Source organism: Paenibacillus sp. JT31N17, assembly GCF_056269255.1.
The window spans coordinates 454,679-475,578 of record NZ_JBWDNP010000004.1; the positions used below are offsets into that span (position 1 = coordinate 454,679).

Here is a 20,900-nt window from a genome sequence, read left to right on the forward strand (position 1 = left end):
GCTTCGCTTATCCGCCGGATAACAAAACAAAAGGGCGATCCGCTCGCGAATTCACCCTTTTGTTTATGATGTTACCGGTTATTCGTTCGTTTTGGTGCTTGAGTCGGTATTGGAGCTTGAATTTGTACTGCCTGTATTCGTGCTTGAACCGGTATTGCCTGAACCGGAAGTAGTTGCGCTTGCTCCGCCTGCATTGCCGGTACCGGTAGTTGTTGTATCCGGTGCTGTTGAATCCTCCGTTAGGATTTCCTGCACGTATGTCAGGAGCTCTTCATCATCGCGGATAGAGAGCACCGAAGCGCCGGAGACCTTGCGGTCACCGATGTTATCCATCGGGGGAACCTGCGCTTGGCCGGCCAGCTGCGTCTTCACTCCGAGCTGGGCAAGCTTGAGCATATCGGAAATATCCAGATTCGTTTCGATATAAGGATTGACGCTCTCGAGAATTTGTTTCATTTTCAACAAATTCCAACCGTTCTTGAGCTTGTCTGCAACAGTATCCAGAAAATTGCGCTGCCGCTCAGTCCGTGTGAAATCGCTCATCGCATCATGGCGGAAGCGCACATACATGAGCGCGTGCTCGCCGTCCAGATGCTGAAATCCTTTTTTGAGATGGATGTCGTAGCGGTTGCCGTCGGCATTGTCGACATAGTTCATGTTTTTCTCAACGTCAAAATCAATTCCGCCGATGGCGTCGATCAACGATTTGAAGCCTTCGAAATCCGTATACACATAATATTGAATATCAAGTCCGAGCATACCGCCGATCGTCTTCATGGCCAGATTCGGTCCTCCGAGCGCTAGCGCGGTATTGATCCGGCCCTCGCCATGACCTTCAATCGGCACATACGTATCGCGCAAAACGGAGAACAAATGAGCTTTCTTCGTTACCGGATCGATAGATGCCACCAGCATGGAATCGGACCGTGCCGCTTCATTCTTCTCCAGCCCGCGGTTGTCGCCGCCCATGAGCAGAATGTTGACGCGCTCCGTTCCTTCCCATTCAACAGGTTTTTCTTCTTCTTTCACTTCAAACTGTCCGAAACGGGATTCTTCTTTTGGTTTTTGCAGGGTGTCCAGTTGATTATATATACCATATCCTTGATATGCTGCGTAGGCGCCAACGCCTCCCACGACAACAAACAGGATGGACAAGACGATAATAAGCGGTTTTAGCCATGGTCTTTTCTTGTTTGATTTCACCCGCGGCATCCTTTTTTGTTCCCCTCCTTGGTATGATTCACGTTTGTTTTTGGAATTGTCTGCATGGATTTAACGAATGATGAAAGGTACTGGTGATTTCTTCTTGATTGAAAGAAGAACTTCCGTGAAGCTGTTCTTCATCATAAAATTATAAAATGTTTTGACATGCAGAAGCAAGTTTTATCTTGTATTTGGTGTGTATTGGTCGTTAAAAAACCCTCTTAATACAATAAAATGTCGAAAATAAAGCTGAAACGGCTCATTTCGGCAAGCCTTGTGAGATGGAATGAAAATTTTACTATACGGTTTCAGTACTCATAAAGGAAAATTATAGAAACCAAAGATTGGCTTTGTTTAAGAAATCTTTGTAAAGGACCCCGAAAAACCGCGTGAAAAACGCCGCAATGGAGAAAAAAGGAGGACTTTCCTGCTTGAACTCGCCTGGCTGACGGCGTATAAATAGATAGAGAAATCGAAAAAAACCGAACATTTCCCAGGAAATGTCGAAGAGAAAAGAGGAAGCTTCCGCAATGTTAGCGATTGATGTCAAAGATTTGCGCAAGCAGTTCAGTGTCCAGAAAAACCGCGAAGGACTCAGCGGGGCCCTGAAGGATCTGTTTAAGCGCGAATATAATGAAATTACAGCTGTAAAGGATATTTCCTTCCAAATACCTCAAGGTGAAATATGCGGTTATATTGGAGAGAATGGGGCCGGCAAATCAACAACCATCAAGATGCTGACCGGCATCCTCGTTCCTACCTCCGGACATATTCAGGTTAACGGCTTCGTCCCGTTCAAAGACCGTGAGAAATTTGTGAATGGAATCGGAGTCGTGTTCGGTCAAAGAAGCCAGCTGTGGTGGGATATCGGAGTTATTGAGTCCTTCCAGCTGCTGCGCAAGGTATACCGTGTTCCGGAGGAGGAATTCCGCAAGCGCCTGAATGAACTGGTGGAGCGGCTGCAGCTCGGGGATCTGCTGAACCGTCCCGTACGCAAGCTCAGTCTCGGTCAGCGGATGCGCTGCGAGCTGGTTGCATCGCTGCTTCATAATCCTTCCATTCTATTCCTGGACGAGCCCACTATCGGGCTGGATATTGTCGTAAAAACTGAAATCCGGGATTTCCTGAAGAAAATCAACCGGGAGCAGGGGACGACCATTCTCCTCACGACGCATGACCTTCAGGATATCGAAGCGCTCTGCACAAGGGTTATTATGCTGGATGATGGCAGAATCATCTACGATGGCGGCCTGGATGAGCTGAAGTCGCGCTGGAGCAAAGGGCGTGAAATACAATTCCAGTTCGGCGAACAGCCGGATATCCGTGTGCTGAAGCAGCAAACGGAAGGCTTAAGCGGAGTGAGCTGGTCCATCGACAATGAAGTAACGGCGACAATGTTCCTGCCTCATGAAATCAATGTTTCCGATGCGCTCTCGCGTGTTGTCGGGGGTGTCGCGGACATCCGCGATATCAAAATCATGGAGACCAATACAGACGAGATTGTCCGTGAAATTTATAAATCCGGTTCGGCTTCGCAGGAGACGGCGGATAAGCTCAGCCAATATATGGGGGAACGGACACCGGAAAGCTCTGACGGGACAGCCGTTCCCATAACAAAGGACAGCAGCAGCGAGAAGGAGCCGGTACATCATGGGTAGCGCATATCTGGATCTGATCCGGATCCGTTTCCTGATGATGCTCGCTTATCGCGTTAACTATTACAGCGGTATTGTTATTTATGCCATTAATATCGGAGCTTATTATTTTCTCTGGGAAGCGATCTTTGGCGACCAGAAGGTGCTTGGCGGATTTACGCTTGGCCAGATGACCACCTATGTGGCCGTCTCCTGGATGGCCAGAGCGTTCTACTTCAATAATCTGGATACGGAGATAGCCAACGAAATCCGGGACGGCAGCGTGGCGATCCAGTTTATCCGGCCTTATAATTATTTGATCGTAAAGCTGATGCAGGGCTTCGGGGAAGGGATTTTCCGCCTGCTGCTGTTCATGGTTCCGGGGCTTGCGATAGCCTGCCTGCTGTTCCCGGTCAAGCTGCCTACGGATCCCGGCGTATGGGCGCTTTACTTTGTCATGCTGGTGCTCAGCTTTCTGATCAACACCCAGATTAATATGCTGACGGGGCTGTTTGCTTTTTTTGTGGAAAATAATCAAGGGATGCTGCGGATGAAGCGCGTCCTGGTTGACCTGTTCTCAGGCGTTGTTGTACCGATCTCGTTCTTTCCCGGATGGCTTGCCGTGACGATGAAATGGCTGCCCTTCCAGGCGATTACCTACCTGCCGAGCTCGGTATTTACCGGCAGGGTTGCGGGCTTCGAGGCGATCCGGGTGCTGGGCGTCCAAATAATCTGGTTTCTCGTGCTGATCATCCCGATCGCATGGGTATGGCGGCAGGCGCGTTACCGGCTGTTCGTTCAAGGAGGTTAAGGCGCAATGCGATTCTATTGGTCATTATGTGCGGAATACATGAAGAATTATGTCAAGACCAGGCTGACTTACCGGATGGACTTCTGGGTCGAGGTGCTTTCAGATTTATTATTCCAGGGCGTGAACCTGATCTTCATTCTCGTCGTGTTTCAGCATACCGCGTCGCTGGGCGGCTGGTCGGAAGCCGAGGTGGTGTTCGTCTATGGCTTCTTCATGGTGCCATCGGGCATTTTCGGGATTTTCTTTAATCTTTGGGGCTTCAGCGAGCGTTATATAGTCAAGGGCGAGATGGACCGCATATTGACGCGTCCAGCCCATAACCTGTATCAGGTGCTGCTGGAAAATATGGACCCGCCATCCCTGTTCGGCTCCATTGTCGGCGCGGTCATTATGGCAATTAGCTGGTCGCAGCTGGGCCTTCCGTTCGAGCTGCTCGATGCGCTCATGCTGGTGGTCTTCACTCTGGGCGCTGTATTTATTTACGCCGGTCTATATATTGCGCTGACAGCTATTTCCTTCTTCTCGGATGCGCCGACGGGTATTTTGCCGCTTATGTACAATATCCAGAACTATGGACGGTATCCCGTCAACATTTATAATAAAACCATCCGTTTTCTCCTGACGTGGCTGCTGCCTTTTGCCTTCGTCGGCGTCATCCCGGCTTCTTATTTTCTCGACCGCAAGGAAGACGGGCTGTCCACGCTGTCGCTGCTGACGCCGGTGATGGGAATTGTCGTACTGACAATCGGACTCATGGTCTGGAACTACGGAGTCAAGCGCTACCGCGGGGCGGGCTCTTAGGCTGAGCCTGGCCCGGATGTTATATGGAAATCAAACGAGGAAGGGAGAGGAGCGAACAATGCCGGCAAAAAAAGCAAAGGCGCGCATTGGAAAACCGGCACCGGATTTCTCTCTGGAGACCGTTGGCGGGCGCCGGGTGAGGCTGAGCGATTATCTCGGTCAGAAGGTGGTGCTATTCTTTTATCCGAAGGATATGACTCCGGCGTGTACACAGGAATCCTGCGATTTTCGCGATAATTATACCGGATTTGGCGAGAGCGGGACGGCTGTGCTCGGGATCAGTCTGGATACGGCAGAGCGGCATGAGCGCTTCGCCTCCAAATACGAGCTGCCTTTCGAGCTGCTTGCCGATACCGAGCATGAGGTCTGCGAGCTGTACGGTGTCTGGCAGCTGAAGAAGCTGTATGGCAAAGAATATATGGGTTTGGTCCGGTCGACCTTCCTGATTGACGAAAAGGGCAAACTGGTCCGTGAATGGCGCAATATTCGGGTTAAAGGGCATGTGCAGCAGGTGCTGGAAGCGGCGCAAAGCCTTTAACCGGTACAGGCAGGAATGCCAGGTGCGAAGTTTATATGAGTTGGTTAAGAAATGCCGTATTGCCGGTTAGGGCAATGCGGCATTTTCTATTTTGCAAACTATTTGTGCCGGTAATAATGGAGTGGGATCCGGCGCAAGCAAAGCCAAATGACGGCTCCAGTGAGGAAAAACCTGCTTACCTGCAGGCCAGCCTCGATTTCCGGCGCTGTAGGCGGAAAAAACCTTACTGCGTGGCTGGTCCGGGGCCAGCCAAAGCCCCAACGGTGGCTCCAGTGAGGAAAGACCTGCTTACCTGCAGGCCAGCCTCGATTTCCGGCGCTGTAGGCGGGAAAAACCTTACTGTGTGGTCGGTTCGTGCCAGCCAGAGCCCTAATGACGGTACCAGTGAGGAAAGACCTGCTTACCTGCAGGCCAGCCTCGATTTCCGGCGCTGTAGGCGGGAAAAACCTTGCTGCGTGGCCGGTCCGGGGCCAGCCAGTCCCTGACCTCTATAAAATGTGGAGCGACTTGTGCAAGCCGCCAAAGCGGACGAGAGCTTTTTTAACTGTACAGATTATCCGGCCATGACGGTACAATGAGCTCCATTCATCCTTGGCGGCAGTACTAACCTAATGAACATGTGATCTGCCACTGGGGACATTGATTCCCTGCTTGCGGACAAGCAGAGCAAGCGGCACCAGTGAGATAAGAAAGAAGCAGCACGCAAGAACCGGAAGGACCGAAAACTCCATAATGGAAGCTCCGTTAACGGTCTGCCAACCGATGGCGCCTAACCCGAGGATAAAGCCGATACCCGTGATATGGATCAATCTTCTGCGTTTCTGGCTGTTAAGGGATGAGCGTTCCGTCAACCATGCAACCAGGGGTACAGCCTGCAGCGCATGGAAGCCGAGGCCGTGCAGCCAGATAATATTGCCGCTCATCCCGACGAATCGGCTTTGATTGACTGAAATCCAGATACCTGCCGTAAAAGAGAGCAGGACGGCAATCATCGCATAGCGGATTCCCAGCACCAGCTCAGGACGAAGTCCGGAGGCTTTCCTGCGGAAATATTGAATGCCCAGGAACAGATAGAACAAAACAAGCAGCAGGGCAACGAAAGCAAAGCCGGAACCGACCGCGACATCAAAGCTCGAACCGCCATCTACGAATCTCGGATTGACGCCGCGGAAGTTTTGGATCGTTTCCGCCCCGTATGAATAAAGCCCAAGCGCGATATAAAACCAACGGAAGAAAGCTCTCCCTCGCGTCCCCATCCCGGATAACGGACTGATAGCGGCTGTCGACAGCAAGAATAATCCCAGCGCCGCATCGAAGGAAATGGCTTTGGAGACATCCCCATTCGGGGCTACAGGACCTCCGTACAGCAGAACCCATACTGCGCATACCCCTGCAAGCACAAAACCCAGCAGCCCGGTAAGCACCAGCCATTTCTCTCCTTCAAAAAATCTTGCTCCCGTACCCGTTCTTGCCATTGTTAGTTTCACTCCTTAAACACCCTTCCTTCTTATAAAATTGTTACTCTTATCTTATAAGGAGGGGTGGTCTTGACGTGATAGGCGTAAGGATGAAATCCATGCGGTCTCCGGTATGATTTTATGCTCTGTCTCCAGACTTAGTAAGGCCCGTCCTCAAGGGTGCTTATTTTCAATAGCCGATAACGACCAGACTATCGTACAGACCCCGATTGATCAGGCTGGGGCTTCTCGCAAACTATGAGACTAAACAGGAGAGGATGTGGAAATGCTAGCTGATAGACAGGTCGCGAGGGAAAGCGATGAAAGGATTGTGATGCGCAGTGATTCCGAATCAAACGGCAAATGAGCTGAAATCTTCGGTTTTTCAAAATCATGGGGAGCCTGAAGGCTGGCCGGAAGCATCCAGCGGACTTTTGAAGCTGATGATTGCCAGAATCAACAGTGTTTTTGTAGGCAAAAACGAAGTTGTCGTTCAAGTGATGGCAGCGCTGCTCGCCGGGGGTCACGTGCTGCTGGAGGATGTGCCGGGCGTTGGCAAAACGCTGCTGGTGAAGGCGCTGGCCCGTGTGATGGGCGGGGATTTCCGCCGCATTCAATTCACCTCCGATATGATGCCGGCAGATGTAGTGGGAGGGATGGTGTGGGACGGGAAGCGCGGAGAGCTGGTGTTCAGGAAGGGACCGCTTATGGCGAATGTTGTCCTTGCCGATGAGATCAACCGTACTCCGCCGCGTACCCAATCCGCGCTGCTTGAGGCGATGGAGGAACGGAGCGTAACAGCCGATGGAGAGACCATGCGGCTGCCAAAGCCGTTCATGCTGCTGGCGACCCAGAACCCGCTTGGCGACGACGGGACTTATCCGCTGCCGGAGGCGCAGCTGGACCGTTTCATGATGCGGCTGTCGGTCGGCTATCCGTCCGCGGAGGATGAACTGTTCATGCTTGAGTCCGGCGAGGGGCGGCTGCAAGCCGAAGAGCTGCGCCCGGTTATTATTCCGGAGGAATGGCTGCGCATGCAGAAGGATGCCCAGTCGGTGCATGTACACTCGGCTCTGCTGACCTATGCTGTAATGATCATCCATGCCACGCGCTGTGCGCCGGAGCTGCTGCTTGGAGCAAGTCCGCGGGCCACCCGCGACTGGGTTCGCGCCGCACGGGCGACCGCTTATGTGGCGGGACGCCGTTTTGTCGTGCCGGATGACATGAAGGCGACTATCGAGTCCGTTCTGGCACATCGGCTCATTGTTAGGGATGAGTCGCTTGCGCAAGGGCATTCCGCTTCCGCTGTACTCAGACGGATTCTGGAGGAGACCCCCATACCGGCTCCAACCTCGGATGGCGGCCGAACCCGATGATCCGGTCCGGGGACAGGTCTGGAGGATTGAACTCCAATCTTCAGGCAACGAGCAGCACAAGGGGGATTGGCGGGGTGGCCGAACAAGCGGCGGGAAGAGGGGCCAGTCCCTTGGCCGAGGCCCCGACTACTGTGAAACAGTTGGGAACCAAGCCGCGCAGCCGTCATCTTGCACGGCTTATGCTCGTTATGCTGGTCATTGTCAGCCTGCTTGCTTTGCAATCGCGGGGAGGCGCTGTCGAGTGGCTGCTGACCGCAGTTGTTTGTGCTGCCGCCGTTTGGTGCCTCATCATCCCTTATGCGGCTATAGGCAGCATTCAGATTGTACGGACCATCAAGGAGAAGGGAGCTCTCTCCGATGGGGGAACGATACAGGTCGATGTGACCGTCAAGACGACAAGGCCGCTTCCGTTAATGTGGATTTCGGTACATGAAGAGCTTGAGAATAATTCCGCTTCCGATGGCGACGGCCGCGCATCGCTCCAGTGGCGGACGCTGGAAATTCCCTGGCTGCGGCGCAGCCATTCTTTTTCATATTCCGTGAGCGGGCTGCACAGGGGAGAATGGCGTTTTCGTCCGGTGCAGATCAGCGCAGGCGATTTGCTTGGAGTAAGCATACGGAGCTTCACGATCCCTGCACAGGGAAGCGTAACGGTAGGGGCGGAAGCCCCGCTGGGAGAGAAGCTGGAAGGCTTGCCTGCTTCTATGGAGGGGTGCAGCCGGGCCTATGAACGCCGTCCCATCGACGCGACGGGCATGGCTGCCAAATTAGCCCGCCGCCGATCGGGGGCAGGCTCGCAGTCTCGCGGGTATGTCCCTGGAGATCCGCTTTGGCGCATTGATTGGCGTGCGATGGCCAGGGGGCTTGGCATGCAAACCCGGCTGCATGACAATGATGCGCCCAGCGATATTATTGTTGTGCTGGATGGGAATTTGAGCTCGTATGGCGGCGACGGGCGCTTGTTTGACGCCAACTGCGGGCGGGCGGCCCAGGTGATACGCCGCGCATTCTCGGCAGGAAGCGGTATAACGCTCCTGGTGACGGGCCATGAAGAGGCGGTTCTCCATGTTCATGCCCTGGACCACAGGAGCCTGCAGGCTGCAGAGGAACGGCTTCTAAGATTGCAGCCGTCCGGCCGTCAACCGTTTTTCGACCAGCTTGGGAATATCATTGCCCGCCTCCCGCACGGCTCAGCTGTTATCTGTTTGACAACGGCGCACAGCGGCGGCAAAAGGACTGTCGGCGGAACAGCACTGACGGCAGGCACTGTACAGGGAACAGGCAAGAGTGCCCACGTACAGGCAGCAGGTGGTTCCGGTTATATGGCGCATGCTTCAAGCGAAGCTTCTATGAATGGCGGCGAACCGAAGACCAGCGACAAGGCAGCCTATGCCTCCCGTTTGGCCGCAGCCCGCCGGGGGAAGCTGTATATGCTGCTCGCATGCACGGGGGATGCTGCAGATAGCGAACGGCTGTATATGGAGGAACTGATTAAGCGCGGCTGCCGGGCAGTGCTGCTCCCGCTTCCCGCTGCTTACCGGAGGAAGCCTGAAATTCTGGAAGGGGGAGACGGCTATGCAAGTGTCCGTATCTGATACACCGGCCCGAGTCAATAAAGATATGCTGGCCATCGAGAAGGAAAGCGGATTTTTTGCCAGCTTCCCGCGCCGTTTTATAACGAGTCTGCTGCTGTTCGGACTCCTGTCGGAGTGGCTTTTGCCCCTGGAGCAGTTAAAGGCTTATACCGAGCTTTACCGGATTTATCCCGTTATTGCGGCGATCGGCTGTTATTTGGCGATCGGCCTGTTTGTGCCCCCGCTGTGGGTTTCGCTGACGCTGAGCAGTCTTGTATGCCTGACAACGGTATTGGTGCTGTTCGGTGTCCAAACTCCTTCGTTGACGGATGCTTTTGTGCAGCTTGTGGAGGCGCTGAGAGCTGACGCTCTGGGGCTGCTGCAAGGAAATCTGCAGCTTAGCGGGGAGACGCGCACCCTGCTGTTGGTTGCCGGACTTGGCATGATGGCCGCCGCAATCCAATCTCTGGTATGGCTTCGTCAATGGGGGATCGGTCTCGCCGTGCTGACTGCCGCCTATTTGGTGGCCCTATCCGCATTTCTTGGTATGGATGTGCTGCCTGGTCTGATTCGTACCTGTCTGGAAGGATTGGTGCTGGGCATGCTGCTGACCCTGCCGCGCGTGGAGAGAACCCTTGGACCGATCGATGCCTACAAAGGGCGCGGCGGACTTCTGGCAGGATGGCCGTCAGGCTGGTGGAGCGCGGCAGCGTGGGCGGCTGTGCTGCTGATGGCAGGCGGATTATGGGCGGCGCAGGGAGCGGAGTCCTCAGGCAAGCAGGCGCCTTGGGCAGAGCAGGCAGTCGAATGGGGAACCAGCCGGTTGAACGGCGAACATACGCAAGAGGCAATGAGCGGCCAAATTCCCGGAGACCTGCAGACAGGCGCGGATTGGGGCGGTGGCGCGCTGACCGGCTACGGCTTCGATGACCGCTCCCTGGGCGCGCCGATTTCCCCGGATGACACTATATTGTTTAAGGTGCTCACCCCGCAGCCGACTTATTTGCGTGGAGAGAGCAAGGATACCTACGACGGACAGGGATGGATTCAAAGCAAACAGCGTCTGGAGCGGCGGGCAGTCGCCGGCGGCGGCTTGATTGCCGGGGATGGCGGCGCTGGTCATGTGGCCGGCCTCTCCGCCGGTTCAACCGCTAGAAAAGCCGGGCAGGAAAGGGACTTGCTCCGCCAGACCGTCACGGCCGTTTATCCCGCGGAGGGCTGGCCGCTGTTCAGTGCAGGGGCGGACGCCAAAGTATTGTCGCTGCAGCTGGCTGCTGCCCATGGTGATGCCGACGTCTTGGGCTATCGGGCCGATACGGCAACCGGAGCTTTATACCCGGAGACGGCCAGCCAGCGAATCTATCAATATACAGTGGAAACCACACTGCCTGATTTGCGGGCCATATCATCTGAAGCGGATAAGCCCGGGCTGCTGGATCCGGAAGACATTGTACGCGACTATACCCGGCTGCCCTTATCCCTGCCGCCGCGTGTCGGCCAGCTCGCAGGAAACATTGCAGGCGCAACCGATGGCGGAAGGTATGAAATTGCAAAGGCTGTCGAAAGCTATTTGCGCAGCCATTATGCGTATACGCTCAAGGATACGGCGATTCCCCGAAAAGGGGAGGATTTCGTCGATCAGTTCCTGTTTGAGCAGAAGCAGGGGTACTGTGTCCATTTTGCCACGGCCATGACCGTGCTTCTCCGCACACAGGGCATTCCGGCCCGTTATGTGAAGGGATTTGCGGCATCCGGGGAGACGGAATCGGATGCCGATCAGGCAGAGGGTCAGCAGAGCGGAGGGCAAGAGGCCGGTGCCGGGAACGCGGGAACGGCGAAGCTGCAAAGCTACAATGTGCGTGCAAGCGACGCGCACGCCTGGGTAGAGGTGTTTTTCCCGGGCGCCGGCTGGGTGGCTTTTGAGCCGACGCCGGGCTTTGCGGCGCCGATTGGCGAAGCCGGCGTAGGAGCATCGGCTGATTCGGCCGATGCTGCGCAGCAGGGGCTTGCCGCGCAGGCGGGCGATGCCGCCGCAGCGGAAAGTGCCGCAGGCGCGCCGGGCCGCGTTATGCGCGCGGCAGCTCAGCTGCAGGCGGCCGCGGTGCGGGCCGCCGATGCCGCTCTGCGCGAGGCGGATGCCCTCGCGCAAGCGGTCCGCGGCGCAGCGGCGGCCAGGCCATGGGCCGTGGCCGCGCTGGCCGCAGGCGCCACAGCCGTCGCCGTGCTGCTGGCGGCGGCGTGGCGCAGGCGCGAACGCTATGCGTTCGCCACAGCGCTGCACAAGTATGGCAGCGCTCTTGCATCGGGCCGGCGCACAGCGGCCCGCGCGTATTTCCTCGCGCTCGCGGACGCGTGCTGGCGCGAGCTGCAGGCTGGCTGCGGCGCCCGGGGAACCGGCCGCACGGCGCGCGAATATACGGCGGCGCTGAGCCTGCCGCCGGACACCGCACGGCTGATCGCCGACTTCGTCCGTTGGGACGAAGAAGCCCGCTACGACGACGACTGGCGCGAGCCGCCGTCCGTGGAGCAGCTCCAGCTGCTGATTAGCGCGCTGCAGCCGGACACGATTGGCAAAGCCGTGCAATCGCAGCAGGCATTGCAGCGGAGACTGGCAGCCAAATAACTTTCGGCACCTCGCGCGGCTCCCCGCACGGCTCCCCGCACGGCATCTCGCGCGGGGTGTGACGGTGCGTGATGGTTGTCAACCTCCTGTCCGCCCGGCTGCCCTTTTCTTTCGCGGCGGAAGCTTTATAAGATACGAAGAAACAACTAAGCCTGGGCGTTCAAGCGCCCAGGCTTTATTTGAAGTTTCGCAGCGTTTTGAAATCCCGCAACGATTTGAAGCTCCGCGACGGTTCAAAATTCCACAGCTTTTTCGTCGTTTCGCAGCGTTTTGAAATCCCGCAACGTGCAGCACCCGTCAATCTTTTGCCGGAGGCTGGCGCATCCGCCGTCCCTTTATTTTGCCTGAAGCATTTCGTGAACAGTATGCCCTGACAGGCATTCCCTCCCCGATTCCGGACGACGCTCAACAATCGCCTTTACTATGCCTTGACTGTCCCAAACGACGTTATATATAATGATCACATTGATTTCTAGTATATGCTTCCGAAGCGGGATGGTTTGGCTCGCAGGATCAGATATCCGAAGTATAGCAAAAAATCCTGAGGAGGCACGGCATGGACAAGCCAAATGAAATGATTATCGTCCTTGATTTCGGGGGACAGTACAACCAGTTAATCGCAAGACGTATCCGGGATCTGGGCGTATACAGCGAACTGCTCCCTTATAACACGCCGGTGGAGCGGATCCGCGAACTGCAGCCGAAAGGCATCGTGTTCTCGGGAGGACCGGCAAGTGTCTATGAGGAGAAATCGCCGCTTGTGGATCCCGCTATTTATGATCTGGGTCTGCCGATCTTCGGTATCTGCTATGGCATGCAGCTTATGTCGCATCAACTGAACGGCAAAGTAGAACGGGCAGGCAAGCGTGAATACGGCAAGGCCGATGTGGACTTCGTTATGGATGCTACGCTTGTACAAGGACTGGAAGGCCGGCAAACCGTCTGGATGAGCCATGGCGATCATGTCGTGGAACTGCCGGAAGGCTTTCGTGTCGATGCAAGCACGGACCATGCGCCAATCGCGGCGATGAGTCACGCCGAGCGCAAGCTGTTCGCCGTTCAGTTCCATCCGGAGGTTCGCCACTCCGTTTACGGCAATGAAATGATCCGTAATTTCCTTTATAATGTATGCGGCTGTGAAGGCACCTGGAGCATGGAAACCTTCATTGACGATACAATCCGCGATATCCGCGCCCAGGTTGGCACCGGCAAGGTGCTGTGCGCGTTATCGGGCGGCGTTGATTCTTCGGTTGTGGCGATTCTGCTGCACAAGGCGATCGGCGACCAGCTCACCTGCATGTTCATTGATCACGGTCTGCTGCGCAAAGGCGAAGCGGACAGCGTCATGGAGACCTTCGTCGGCAAATTCGACATGAAGGTGGTCAAAATCGACGCCCGCGACCGTTTCCTCGGCAAGCTGGCCGGCGTTGACGATCCGGAGCGCAAGCGCAAAATCATCGGCAACGAGTTCATCTATGTGTTCCAGGAAGAATCCGATAAATTCGAGAATTTCGAATTTCTTGCCCAAGGCACGCTTTATACCGATATTGTGGAGAGCGGCACGGCAACGGCGCAAACGATCAAATCGCATCACAATGTCGGCGGGCTGCCGGAGGATATCAAATTCAAGCTGGTCGAGCCGCTCAAAGCGCTGTTCAAGGACGAAGTGCGCAAGGTCGGCGAGGAATGCGGACTGCCGGATGCTATCGTATGGCGCCAGCCGTTCCCGGGTCCCGGACTTGCCATCCGTGTGCTGGGCGAAGTGACGGAAGAGAAGCTGACGATCGTCCGCGAATCCGATGCCATCCTGCGCGATGAAATTGCCAAAGCAGGCCTTGACCGCGAGATCTGGCAGTACTTCACGGCGCTGCCGAATATGAAAAGCGTTGGCGTTATGGGTGATGCGCGCACCTATTCTTATACGGTCGGCATTCGCGCCGTTACCTCCATCGACGGAATGACGGCGGACTGGGCCCGTATTCCCTGGGATGTGCTGGAGAAAATTTCGGTCCGGATTGTCAATGAGGTGGACAACGTCAACCGCATCGTATATGACATTACATCGAAGCCGCCGGCGACGATCGAGTGGGAATAAATTTCAAGAGCCTGGGCTCCTCCAATGATGGGGTTCCAGGCTTTTTTTAACAATCGAGGCTTCAGCCAACCCTCTATGAAGCTGTTATTTTTCTAATTGACAGTTTTGCAGCAACGTCCTTAAAATGATGTATAGTCATGTTTCACATTGACAATTGCACAACTTTTCGTATAATCCCAGGAATCGGCCTGGGAGTCGTTTGCGGGGGCACCGCAAATGATCTGGCTACGAGAAGCAGGAGGAAGGAAATTGTGGTAACGGTCCGCCACTCGCCTGTTATGCTGTCTCATGGACAACAGCAGTCCTGATTCCTGTTTTGCGCGGAACCTGGGGAAGATGCTGGCTTATAGGCATATATTTCTCAGGTTTCTTGTTGTTCTGCACACATTTTTTGGGGAGGTTAAAAAAAATGGACGGTTTCTTTCGACTGAAGGAAAACGGAACAAATGTAAGGACAGAGATTATGGCAGGCCTCACGACTTTCATGACGATGGCTTATATTCTGGCTGTAAACCCGAGCATTCTTGGCGGAACGGGGCTAAGCGTATATTCCGTATTCCTTGCCACTGCACTCGCGGGCGGTATTTTTACCATTGCAATGGGCTTGTTCGTCAATTTTCCGGTCGCGCTTGCGCCGGGGATGGGACTCAACGCTTATTTTGCAACGACTGTTCTGGCTTCACAAGCCACAAATTCACCGATTTCTCCGGAAATGGCTCTTACGGCCGTATTTATCTCGGGTATCATCTTTCTGATTCTGACGCTCACGCAAATCCGCCAAATGCTGATCACCGCTGTTCCGGACAGCCTGAAGCATGCGATTACGGTCGGAATCGGCTTGTTCATCACGATTATCGGGCTCAAGAACAGCGGGCTGCTCACAATCGGCGTGGAAAATACGGCAACGGACATTCCGAAGGCCCAATTCACTGATGTACTTAGCTTTGAGACGGTTATTCATATGGGCAGCCTGGAGAATCCAACCGTATACTTAACGCTGGCTGGACTTGCTCTGATAGCCGTATTGATGGTGCTTCGCGTACCGGGAGCGATACTGTGGGGCATTCTGGCAACAACAGTCATTGCGATTATCACCGGCGATGTGAATGTAAGTGCAACGCTCGACGGGCAAACATGGGCGCCGAGATTCGGCGAGCTGAATTTCTGGGATTTTGATTTCGAGGGCGTATGGCAAACGGGATTGATCTCCGTTATTGCGACCTTTACGTTCGTTGAATTGTTCGATACCTTCGGTACGCTGGTAGGTACGGCCAACCGCGCGGGTATCATGAAAGACCCTGTAGAGGGCAAGAAACGGGTCGGTAAAGCGATGTTCGTCGACGCAGTTGGCGTAAGCGGCGGAGCGATGCTTGGAACGAGCACGGTCACAGCTTTTGTGGAGAGCTCCGCAGGTATTGCCCAGGGCGGGCGGACAGGCCTTACAGCCGTTACGACGGGTGCAGGCTTTCTGGTTGCTTTGTTCCTGTGGCCGATTATCGCGCTCATACCGGGCTCGGCAACGGCTGCGGCGCTGATTATTGTCGGGGTGCTGATGGTACAGTCGGTGAAGGAAATCGACTTCAAGGATATGGTTTATGCCATCCCGGCGTTCCTGACCATTGCGATGATGCCGTTCACGTACAATATCGCCAACGGCGTTTCGTTCGGTATCGTCACCTATGTCCTGCTGGCGACTGTGGCTAATTTGTCGGGCAAAAGCGATGTTAAATACAAGATTCATTGGCTGATGTGGGTTTTGGCGGTTCTTATTATTGCCAGGTATGCCTTTATTGGAAGCGCGGGCTAGATCAGCGCGATATGCCGGGTACTGCCAACCAAAAGAAGACAGCCCTGGACCGGTGCTGTCTTCTTTTGGTGTCTCTTTTATCACGATCGTGCACATGGTTCGTAATTAAGCAGACTGGTTTAGTCATGTTAGAAAATGTACAGGGAATATATGGGAATGGTGACACAAACACGAACTATTTTATTAAAATGAAGATTAATGTTCGTCTTTCTGCGTTGACAATCTGACATGGGATTGTTACACTAGAAGAGGTTTGAAAGTGGTTTGTCGATTATTGCTGATGCCTCGTATATCCTTGGGAATATGGCCTGAGAGTACCTACCCGAAGACCGTTAATTTTCGGACTATGAGCTCATGAAACAAAAGAAGCAGGTTGCCGCCTATCAGGGGCAGCCTGATGTTGTCTTTATCCGGTCCGATCCGGTTTCCAGCGCCTGCTTGCAGGACGCCAGGCTGCCGGAATCATGAGATGGGATAAAGCTTCTTGGTTCCATGGTTGTTCATGTCCCGAAGCCTTCCTCCAAAATTGGAACCGGTGCTGAGGGGCTTTTTTTCTTCTTTCAGGCAGCTCTAAGGCAAGGACAAGGATAACGGAACAACATTTTATATAAAAGGTGGTTATCAATCGCATGTCAGCGAAGGTAGGCGTCATAATGGGCAGCAAGTCCGATTGGGAGACGATGAAACTAGCCTGTGACGTTCTTGATGAGCTTCAAATCGCTTACGAGAAAAAGGTTGTATCGGCGCACCGCACGCCGGATCTCATGTTTGAATACGCCGAAAACGCCGCATCCCGGGGACTCAAAGTCATTATTGCCGGAGCTGGCGGAGCTGCACATCTGCCCGGTATGGTCGCTGCCAAGACGATTCTTCCGGTTATTGGCGTGCCCGTCAAGTCCTCGACCTTGAACGGTCTGGATTCCCTGCTGTCCATTGTGCAGATGCCTGGCGGCATACCCGTCGCCACCGTTGCCATTGGTAACGCAGGGGGGACGAATGCAGGACTTTTGGCAGCGCAAATGATCGGGGCCTTCGAGCCGGAAGTGCAAGCCCGCGTTCAGGCAAGGCGTGACCGGGTACAGCGCGAGGTAATGGAAAGCAGTGAAACATTATGAGCGGTAAAGACAAGCAGGTCCCTATTCTTCAGCCGCTTGACCTGGAAGGTATTGAGGGCGGACTCGGAAGCTGCGGCATAGACGGATGCGAGCCCGCGGAGAAGCAAGCTGTTGTTGATTCCCCGCCGGTACAGGTCATTTTGCCCGGATCCACGATCGGTATTCTGGGCGGAGGCCAGCTGGGCCGGATGATGGCGCAGGCCGGCAGTGCGATGGGTTACCGGTTTGTCACCCTCGATCCGACCCCTGATGCGCCTTGCGGCCAGGTCGCTCAGCAAATAGTTGCCGCTTATGACGATCGTGAGGCGGCAGCGGAGCTTGCCCGGAGGGCCGATGTCATTACTTACGAATTTGAGAATGTCGATGCCGATGTGGCTGCGATGCTCATGGAGACCTCCTATGTGCCGCAGGGCAGCGGGCTGCTGTACACCACGCAGCATCGTCTTCGCGAGAAGCGGGCGATCGAAGCGGCCGGGGTGCGTGTCGCACCCTACAGCGAGATCCGCAGCGTGGATGAGCTGAGAGCGGCTGTCGGCCAATTCGGTCTTCCCTGCGTGCTGAAGACAGCAACGGGCGGCTACGACGGCAAGGGCCAATGGGTCATCCGCAGCGAAGCGGAAATCGGCGAGGCATATGAGACGCTGAAGCAGGCAAGGACGGAGCTTGTTCTTGAGAAGTTTATCTCATTCGACAAAGAATTATCCGTCATCGCCGCAAGAAGCCCGCAGGGCGAAATCCGAACGTTCCCGATTTCGGAGAATGTTCATGTGGACAACATTTTGCATCTGTCGATCGTCCCTGCGAGAATTGATGAGGCTGTTCAGCAGAAGGCGCAGCAGCTGGCATCGCAGATTGCCGAAGGGCTCGGCGTTGTCGGACTGATCGCTGTAGAGCTGTTTGTTACCGGGGATGGGGAACTGTTCGTTAATGAACTGGCCCCAAGGCCGCACAACAGCGGTCATTACACGATGGAGGCCTGCCGGACCTCGCAATTCGAGCAGCATGTCAGAGCGGTTTGCGGCTTGCCGCTCGGCGATACAGCGCTGCTGACTCCTGTGGTCATGGTCAATGTGCTTGGTGAGCATATGCAGCCGCTTGTCGGGCGTATGGCTGAGCATGATGCTGCCGCTGAGCGGCTGAACGTCGCACCGAAGGTTCATTTGTATGGAAAGCATGAAGCCAAGCATAAACGGAAGATGGGACATGTCAATGTATTGGCGGATGACGTCGCTACGGCGCTTGCCTGGATCGCCGAAACAAACATTTGGAGGGTTTAAAATTCATGTTAGAACGTTACAGCAGACCGGAAATGAGAGCCATTTGGACCGAAGAAAACAAATTTAAAGCCTGGCTGGAAGTTGAGCTTTGCGCTTGTGAGGCCTGGGTTGAGCTTGGTGTCATTCCACGCGGTGATGTAGAGGCGCTTCGCAAGGGAGCAAGCTTCAGCATCGACCGGATCAACGAGATTGAGCTGGAGACGCGGCATGATGTCATCGCCTTCACCCGCGCCGTATCCGAGACGGTCGGTCCGGAGCGCAAATGGGTTCATTACGGTCTGACCTCCACGGATGTGGTTGACACGGCGCTTGGCTACCTGCTGCTTCAGGCAAATGAAATTCTGGAGCGCGACATCACGAACTTCATTGAAATCCTCCGCGGACAAGCGGTGGCATATAAAGATACCCCGATGATGGGGCGTACGCACGGCGTTCATGCCGAGCCGACCACATTTGGTCTTAAAGTAGCGCTTTGGTACGAGGAAATGAAACGGAACCTGGAGCGTTTTCGTCATGCGGCGAATGGCGTGCAGTTCGGCAAAATCTCCGGTGCGGTCGGAACGTATGCAAACATCGATCCTTTCGTAGAAGAATTTACCTGCCGCAAGCTTGGCATCTCGCCGGCGCCGATCTCGACCCAGACGCTGCAGCGCGACCGTCATGCGGAATATATGGCGACACTGGCGCTCATCGCCACATCGCTTGATAAATTCGCCACCGAGATCCGCGCTCTGCAGAAGAGTGAGATCCGCGAAGTGGAAGAGGCTTTTGCCAAGGGGCAAAAGGGTTCCTCGGCCATGCCGCATAAACGCAATCCGATCGGCTGCGAGAATATTTCCGGTCTGGCCCGCGTGATCCGCGGCCATATGATTTCCGCGTACGAGAACGTTACGCTGTGGCATGAACGCGATATCAGCCACTCCTCCGTCGAACGGGTGATCCTGCCCGATGCGACGATGCTGCTCAATTATATGCTGAATCGTCTTGGCAACATCATCAAGAACCTGACTGTATTCCCTGAGAATATGAAACGCAATATGCAGCGCACATACGGCGTGCCTTTCTCCGGCCGCGTGATGACGAAGCTGATCGACAGCGGCCTCAGCCGCGAGCAAGCCTACGACACCGTGCAGCCCCGGGCTATGCAGGCATGGGAAGAACAGCGTCAGTTCCGCGAAATCATCGAATCCACTCCGGAAATTACGGCGGTTCTGGGGCCCGAGGATATCGACGATGCCTTCAATCCGACCTGGCATCTGAAGCATGTGGACACCATTTTCAAACGGCTTGAACTGATCTGATCCGGAGGCAGGATTAACACTGATAACGGAGCTGCATAAACTTGCAGCTGATGGTGTGGTAACACAACGATAACCGAGCTGCATAAGCCTGTGGCTAACGGTGCAAGCAGCGCAACGATTGCTGACGACCGAGCTGCTCAAATATGCAGCTAACGGTTGCAGCAGCAGCGCAACAACTATTGCTGACAACCGAGCTGCTCAAAAATGCAGCTAACGGTTGCAGCAGCAGCACAACAATTACTGTCAACCGGGCTGCTCAAATATGCAGCTAACGGTTGCAGTACCAAGGAGAGATAACCAATGACATCACCTGCATTGTCAACGGCTGCAGATTACGTTAAAGCTCCGCTGGTCTATAAAGGGAAAGTGCGGGAGCTGTACGATCTGGGCGAGCATTTCCTGATCGTGGTAACGGATCGCATCAGCGCGTTCGACTATGTACTCGATCCGGCTGTCCCGGAGAAGGGCAATGTACTGAACCGCCTGTCGGCTTTCTGGTTTGAGGAAACGGCAGCCATCCAGCCCAATCATGTTGTACATACCGATGTATACAAGCTAGGCGGTATCGTGACCGAACCGGAGCTGCTGAAGAACCGGATTATGGTCACCCGCAAAGCGGAGCGCATCGATATGGAATGTGTGGTACGGGGCTATATCACTGGCGGTGGTTGGAGACAATATGTTCAAACATCCGCAATTAACGGAATCGAGCTCCGGGAAGGGCTGCGCAAGAATGAACGGCTGGAGCAGCCTCTGTTCACGCCAGCCGCGAAGAACGACGTGGGCCATGACGAAGATATTCCTTTCGAGCGTATGCAGGAGCTGATAGGCGCAGATCTTGCTGTCGAGCTTCGCGACCGCAGCATCCGGTTGTATGAATTCGCCCGGGCCTATTGCGAAGAGCGGAGCATTATTCTTGCAGATTGCAAGTTTGAATTTGGTCTTATTGATGGTCAGATCATTCTGATCGACGAAATTTTCACACCGGACTCTTCCCGTTTCTGGGCGAAAGAAAATTATGAGTACGATATCGAAATCGACAGCATGGACAAGGAACCGGTCCGCAAGTATTTGCTCGATTCGGACTGGGATAAGGAAAGCCGGCCCGACCCGCTTCCGCAGCATGTCGTTGAAGAAACAACACGCCGTTATCTTGACATTTATCAGCGCCTGACCGGCTCTTCTCTATAAAGTCAGCAAGATTAAACCTTTATAAGCTAAAGCCATGCCACATAACCCGCGGGGCAAGCAAAGATGTCCCGCACCCCTAATCCTGCGAACGTCATAC

The 20,900-nt window shown here is 54.7% G+C and carries 15 protein-coding genes and 2 riboswitches; of the genes, 13 read left to right on the forward strand and 2 right to left on the reverse strand.

What is annotated here, in order from left to right:
• Window positions 1-78: 78 nt before the first annotated feature.
• Entirely contained in the window at window positions 79-1,212 is a 1,134-nt protein-coding gene (locus AC0YOB_RS17635; protein ID WP_475793892.1) for an LCP family protein, read from the reverse strand.
• Between the two features lie 521 nt (window positions 1,213-1,733).
• On the opposite strand from AC0YOB_RS17635, the gene AC0YOB_RS17640 reads away from it, so the two are divergent.
• The 4 genes from AC0YOB_RS17640 to bcp are packed head-to-tail and all read left to right on the forward strand — an operon-like array spanning window position 1,734 to window position 4,987.
• Window positions 1,734-2,861: an ABC transporter ATP-binding protein gene (locus tag AC0YOB_RS17640; protein WP_475793893.1), complete on the forward strand. Its 1,128-nt coding sequence runs from the start codon at window positions 1,734-1,736 to the stop codon at window positions 2,859-2,861.
• On the forward strand, window positions 2,854-3,648 hold the full coding sequence (locus AC0YOB_RS17645) for an ABC transporter permease (RefSeq protein WP_475769855.1): 795 nt from the start codon (window positions 2,854-2,856) through the stop codon (window positions 3,646-3,648). Before AC0YOB_RS17640 ends, AC0YOB_RS17645 begins: the two co-directional genes overlap by 8 nt.
• A gap of 6 nt (window positions 3,649-3,654) precedes the next feature.
• Complete coding sequence (locus AC0YOB_RS17650; protein WP_210042600.1) at window positions 3,655-4,449, forward strand: ABC transporter permease; 795 nt, start codon at window positions 3,655-3,657, stop codon at window positions 4,447-4,449.
• A gap of 58 nt (window positions 4,450-4,507) precedes the next feature.
• On the forward strand, window positions 4,508-4,987 hold the full coding sequence (gene bcp, locus AC0YOB_RS17655) for a thioredoxin-dependent thiol peroxidase (protein ID WP_475793894.1): 480 nt from the start codon (window positions 4,508-4,510) through the stop codon (window positions 4,985-4,987).
• A gap of 608 nt (window positions 4,988-5,595) precedes the next feature.
• Here bcp and AC0YOB_RS17660 read toward each other — a convergent pair.
• The gene (locus tag AC0YOB_RS17660) at window positions 5,596-6,462 is read right to left on the reverse strand and encodes a hypothetical protein (protein ID WP_475793895.1); all 867 of its coding nucleotides are present in this window, start codon (window positions 6,460-6,462) and stop codon (window positions 5,596-5,598) included.
• 323 nt (window positions 6,463-6,785) lie between these two features.
• On the opposite strand from AC0YOB_RS17660, the gene AC0YOB_RS17665 reads away from it, so the two are divergent.
• The 9 genes from AC0YOB_RS17665 to AC0YOB_RS17705 all read left to right on the forward strand — a co-directional run bounded on the left by AC0YOB_RS17665 (window position 6,786) and on the right by AC0YOB_RS17705 (window position 20,803).
• Window positions 6,786-7,820 carry an AAA family ATPase gene (locus AC0YOB_RS17665; RefSeq protein WP_475793896.1) on the forward strand — a complete coding sequence of 345 codons (1,035 nt, stop codon included), beginning with the start codon at window positions 6,786-6,788 and terminating at the stop codon, window positions 7,818-7,820.
• Between the two features lie 74 nt (window positions 7,821-7,894).
• On the forward strand, window positions 7,895-9,415 hold the full coding sequence (locus AC0YOB_RS17670; RefSeq protein ID WP_475793897.1) for a DUF58 domain-containing protein: 1,521 nt from the start codon (window positions 7,895-7,897) through the stop codon (window positions 9,413-9,415).
• Entirely contained in the window at window positions 9,396-12,017 is a 2,622-nt protein-coding gene (locus AC0YOB_RS17675) for a transglutaminase TgpA family protein (RefSeq protein WP_475793898.1), read from the forward strand. Before AC0YOB_RS17670 ends, AC0YOB_RS17675 begins: the two co-directional genes overlap by 20 nt.
• Window positions 12,018-12,573: 556 nt before the next feature.
• Entirely contained in the window at window positions 12,574-14,112 is a 1,539-nt protein-coding gene (gene guaA / locus AC0YOB_RS17680; RefSeq protein WP_475769861.1) for a glutamine-hydrolyzing GMP synthase, read from the forward strand.
• A gap of 146 nt (window positions 14,113-14,258) precedes the next feature.
• Window positions 14,259-14,360: riboswitch (purine riboswitch) on the forward strand.
• Between the two features lie 161 nt (window positions 14,361-14,521).
• Window positions 14,522-15,919 (forward strand): NCS2 family permease, encoded by a 1,398-nt coding sequence (locus AC0YOB_RS17685; protein WP_475793899.1) that lies wholly within the window; start codon window positions 14,522-14,524, stop codon window positions 15,917-15,919.
• Window positions 15,920-16,184: 265 nt separating this feature from the next.
• A riboswitch (purine riboswitch) is annotated at window positions 16,185-16,286 on the forward strand.
• Between the two features lie 262 nt (window positions 16,287-16,548).
• Window positions 16,549-17,034, forward strand: a complete 486-nt coding sequence (gene purE / locus AC0YOB_RS17690; RefSeq protein ID WP_475793900.1) for a 5-(carboxyamino)imidazole ribonucleotide mutase — start codon at window positions 16,549-16,551, stop codon at window positions 17,032-17,034.
• Complete coding sequence (purK, locus tag AC0YOB_RS17695) at window positions 17,031-18,311, forward strand: 5-(carboxyamino)imidazole ribonucleotide synthase (protein ID WP_475793901.1); 1,281 nt, start codon at window positions 17,031-17,033, stop codon at window positions 18,309-18,311. The genes purE and purK overlap by 4 nt, the downstream gene beginning before the upstream one ends.
• Window positions 18,312-18,316: 5 nt before the next feature.
• Complete coding sequence (gene purB, locus AC0YOB_RS17700; protein WP_475793902.1) at window positions 18,317-19,612, forward strand: adenylosuccinate lyase; 1,296 nt, start codon at window positions 18,317-18,319, stop codon at window positions 19,610-19,612.
• 300 nt (window positions 19,613-19,912) lie between these two features.
• Window positions 19,913-20,803 (forward strand): phosphoribosylaminoimidazolesuccinocarboxamide synthase, encoded by an 891-nt coding sequence (locus AC0YOB_RS17705; protein ID WP_475793903.1) that lies wholly within the window; start codon window positions 19,913-19,915, stop codon window positions 20,801-20,803.
• Window positions 20,804-20,900: the final 97 nt, after the last annotated feature.

Excerpts from the sequence above, each read along its gene's own strand:
- purE (WP_475793900.1), top strand. The coding sequence starts at position 16,549 with ATGTCAGCGAAGGTAGGCGTCATAATGGGCAGCAAGTCCGATTGGGAG.
- bcp (WP_475793894.1), top strand. The coding sequence starts at position 4,508 with ATGCCGGCAAAAAAAGCAAAGGCGCGCATTGGAAAACCGGCACCGGAT.
- AC0YOB_RS17635 (WP_475793892.1), bottom strand. The coding sequence starts at position 1,212 with ATGCCGCGGGTGAAATCAAACAAGAAAAGACCATGGCTAAAACCGCTT.
- guaA (WP_475769861.1), top strand. The coding sequence starts at position 12,574 with ATGGACAAGCCAAATGAAATGATTATCGTCCTTGATTTCGGGGGACAG.
- purB (WP_475793902.1), top strand. The coding sequence starts at position 18,317 with ATGTTAGAACGTTACAGCAGACCGGAAATGAGAGCCATTTGGACCGAA.
- AC0YOB_RS17705 (WP_475793903.1), top strand. The coding sequence starts at position 19,913 with ATGACATCACCTGCATTGTCAACGGCTGCAGATTACGTTAAAGCTCCG.
- AC0YOB_RS17650 (WP_210042600.1), top strand. The coding sequence starts at position 3,655 with ATGCGATTCTATTGGTCATTATGTGCGGAATACATGAAGAATTATGTC.
- AC0YOB_RS17685 (WP_475793899.1), top strand. The coding sequence starts at position 14,522 with ATGGACGGTTTCTTTCGACTGAAGGAAAACGGAACAAATGTAAGGACA.
- AC0YOB_RS17660 (WP_475793895.1), bottom strand. The coding sequence starts at position 6,462 with ATGGCAAGAACGGGTACGGGAGCAAGATTTTTTGAAGGAGAGAAATGG.
- purK (WP_475793901.1), top strand. The coding sequence starts at position 17,031 with ATGAGCGGTAAAGACAAGCAGGTCCCTATTCTTCAGCCGCTTGACCTG.
- AC0YOB_RS17645 (WP_475769855.1), top strand. The coding sequence starts at position 2,854 with ATGGGTAGCGCATATCTGGATCTGATCCGGATCCGTTTCCTGATGATG.
- AC0YOB_RS17675 (WP_475793898.1), top strand. The coding sequence starts at position 9,396 with ATGCAAGTGTCCGTATCTGATACACCGGCCCGAGTCAATAAAGATATG.
- AC0YOB_RS17640 (WP_475793893.1), top strand. The coding sequence starts at position 1,734 with ATGTTAGCGATTGATGTCAAAGATTTGCGCAAGCAGTTCAGTGTCCAG.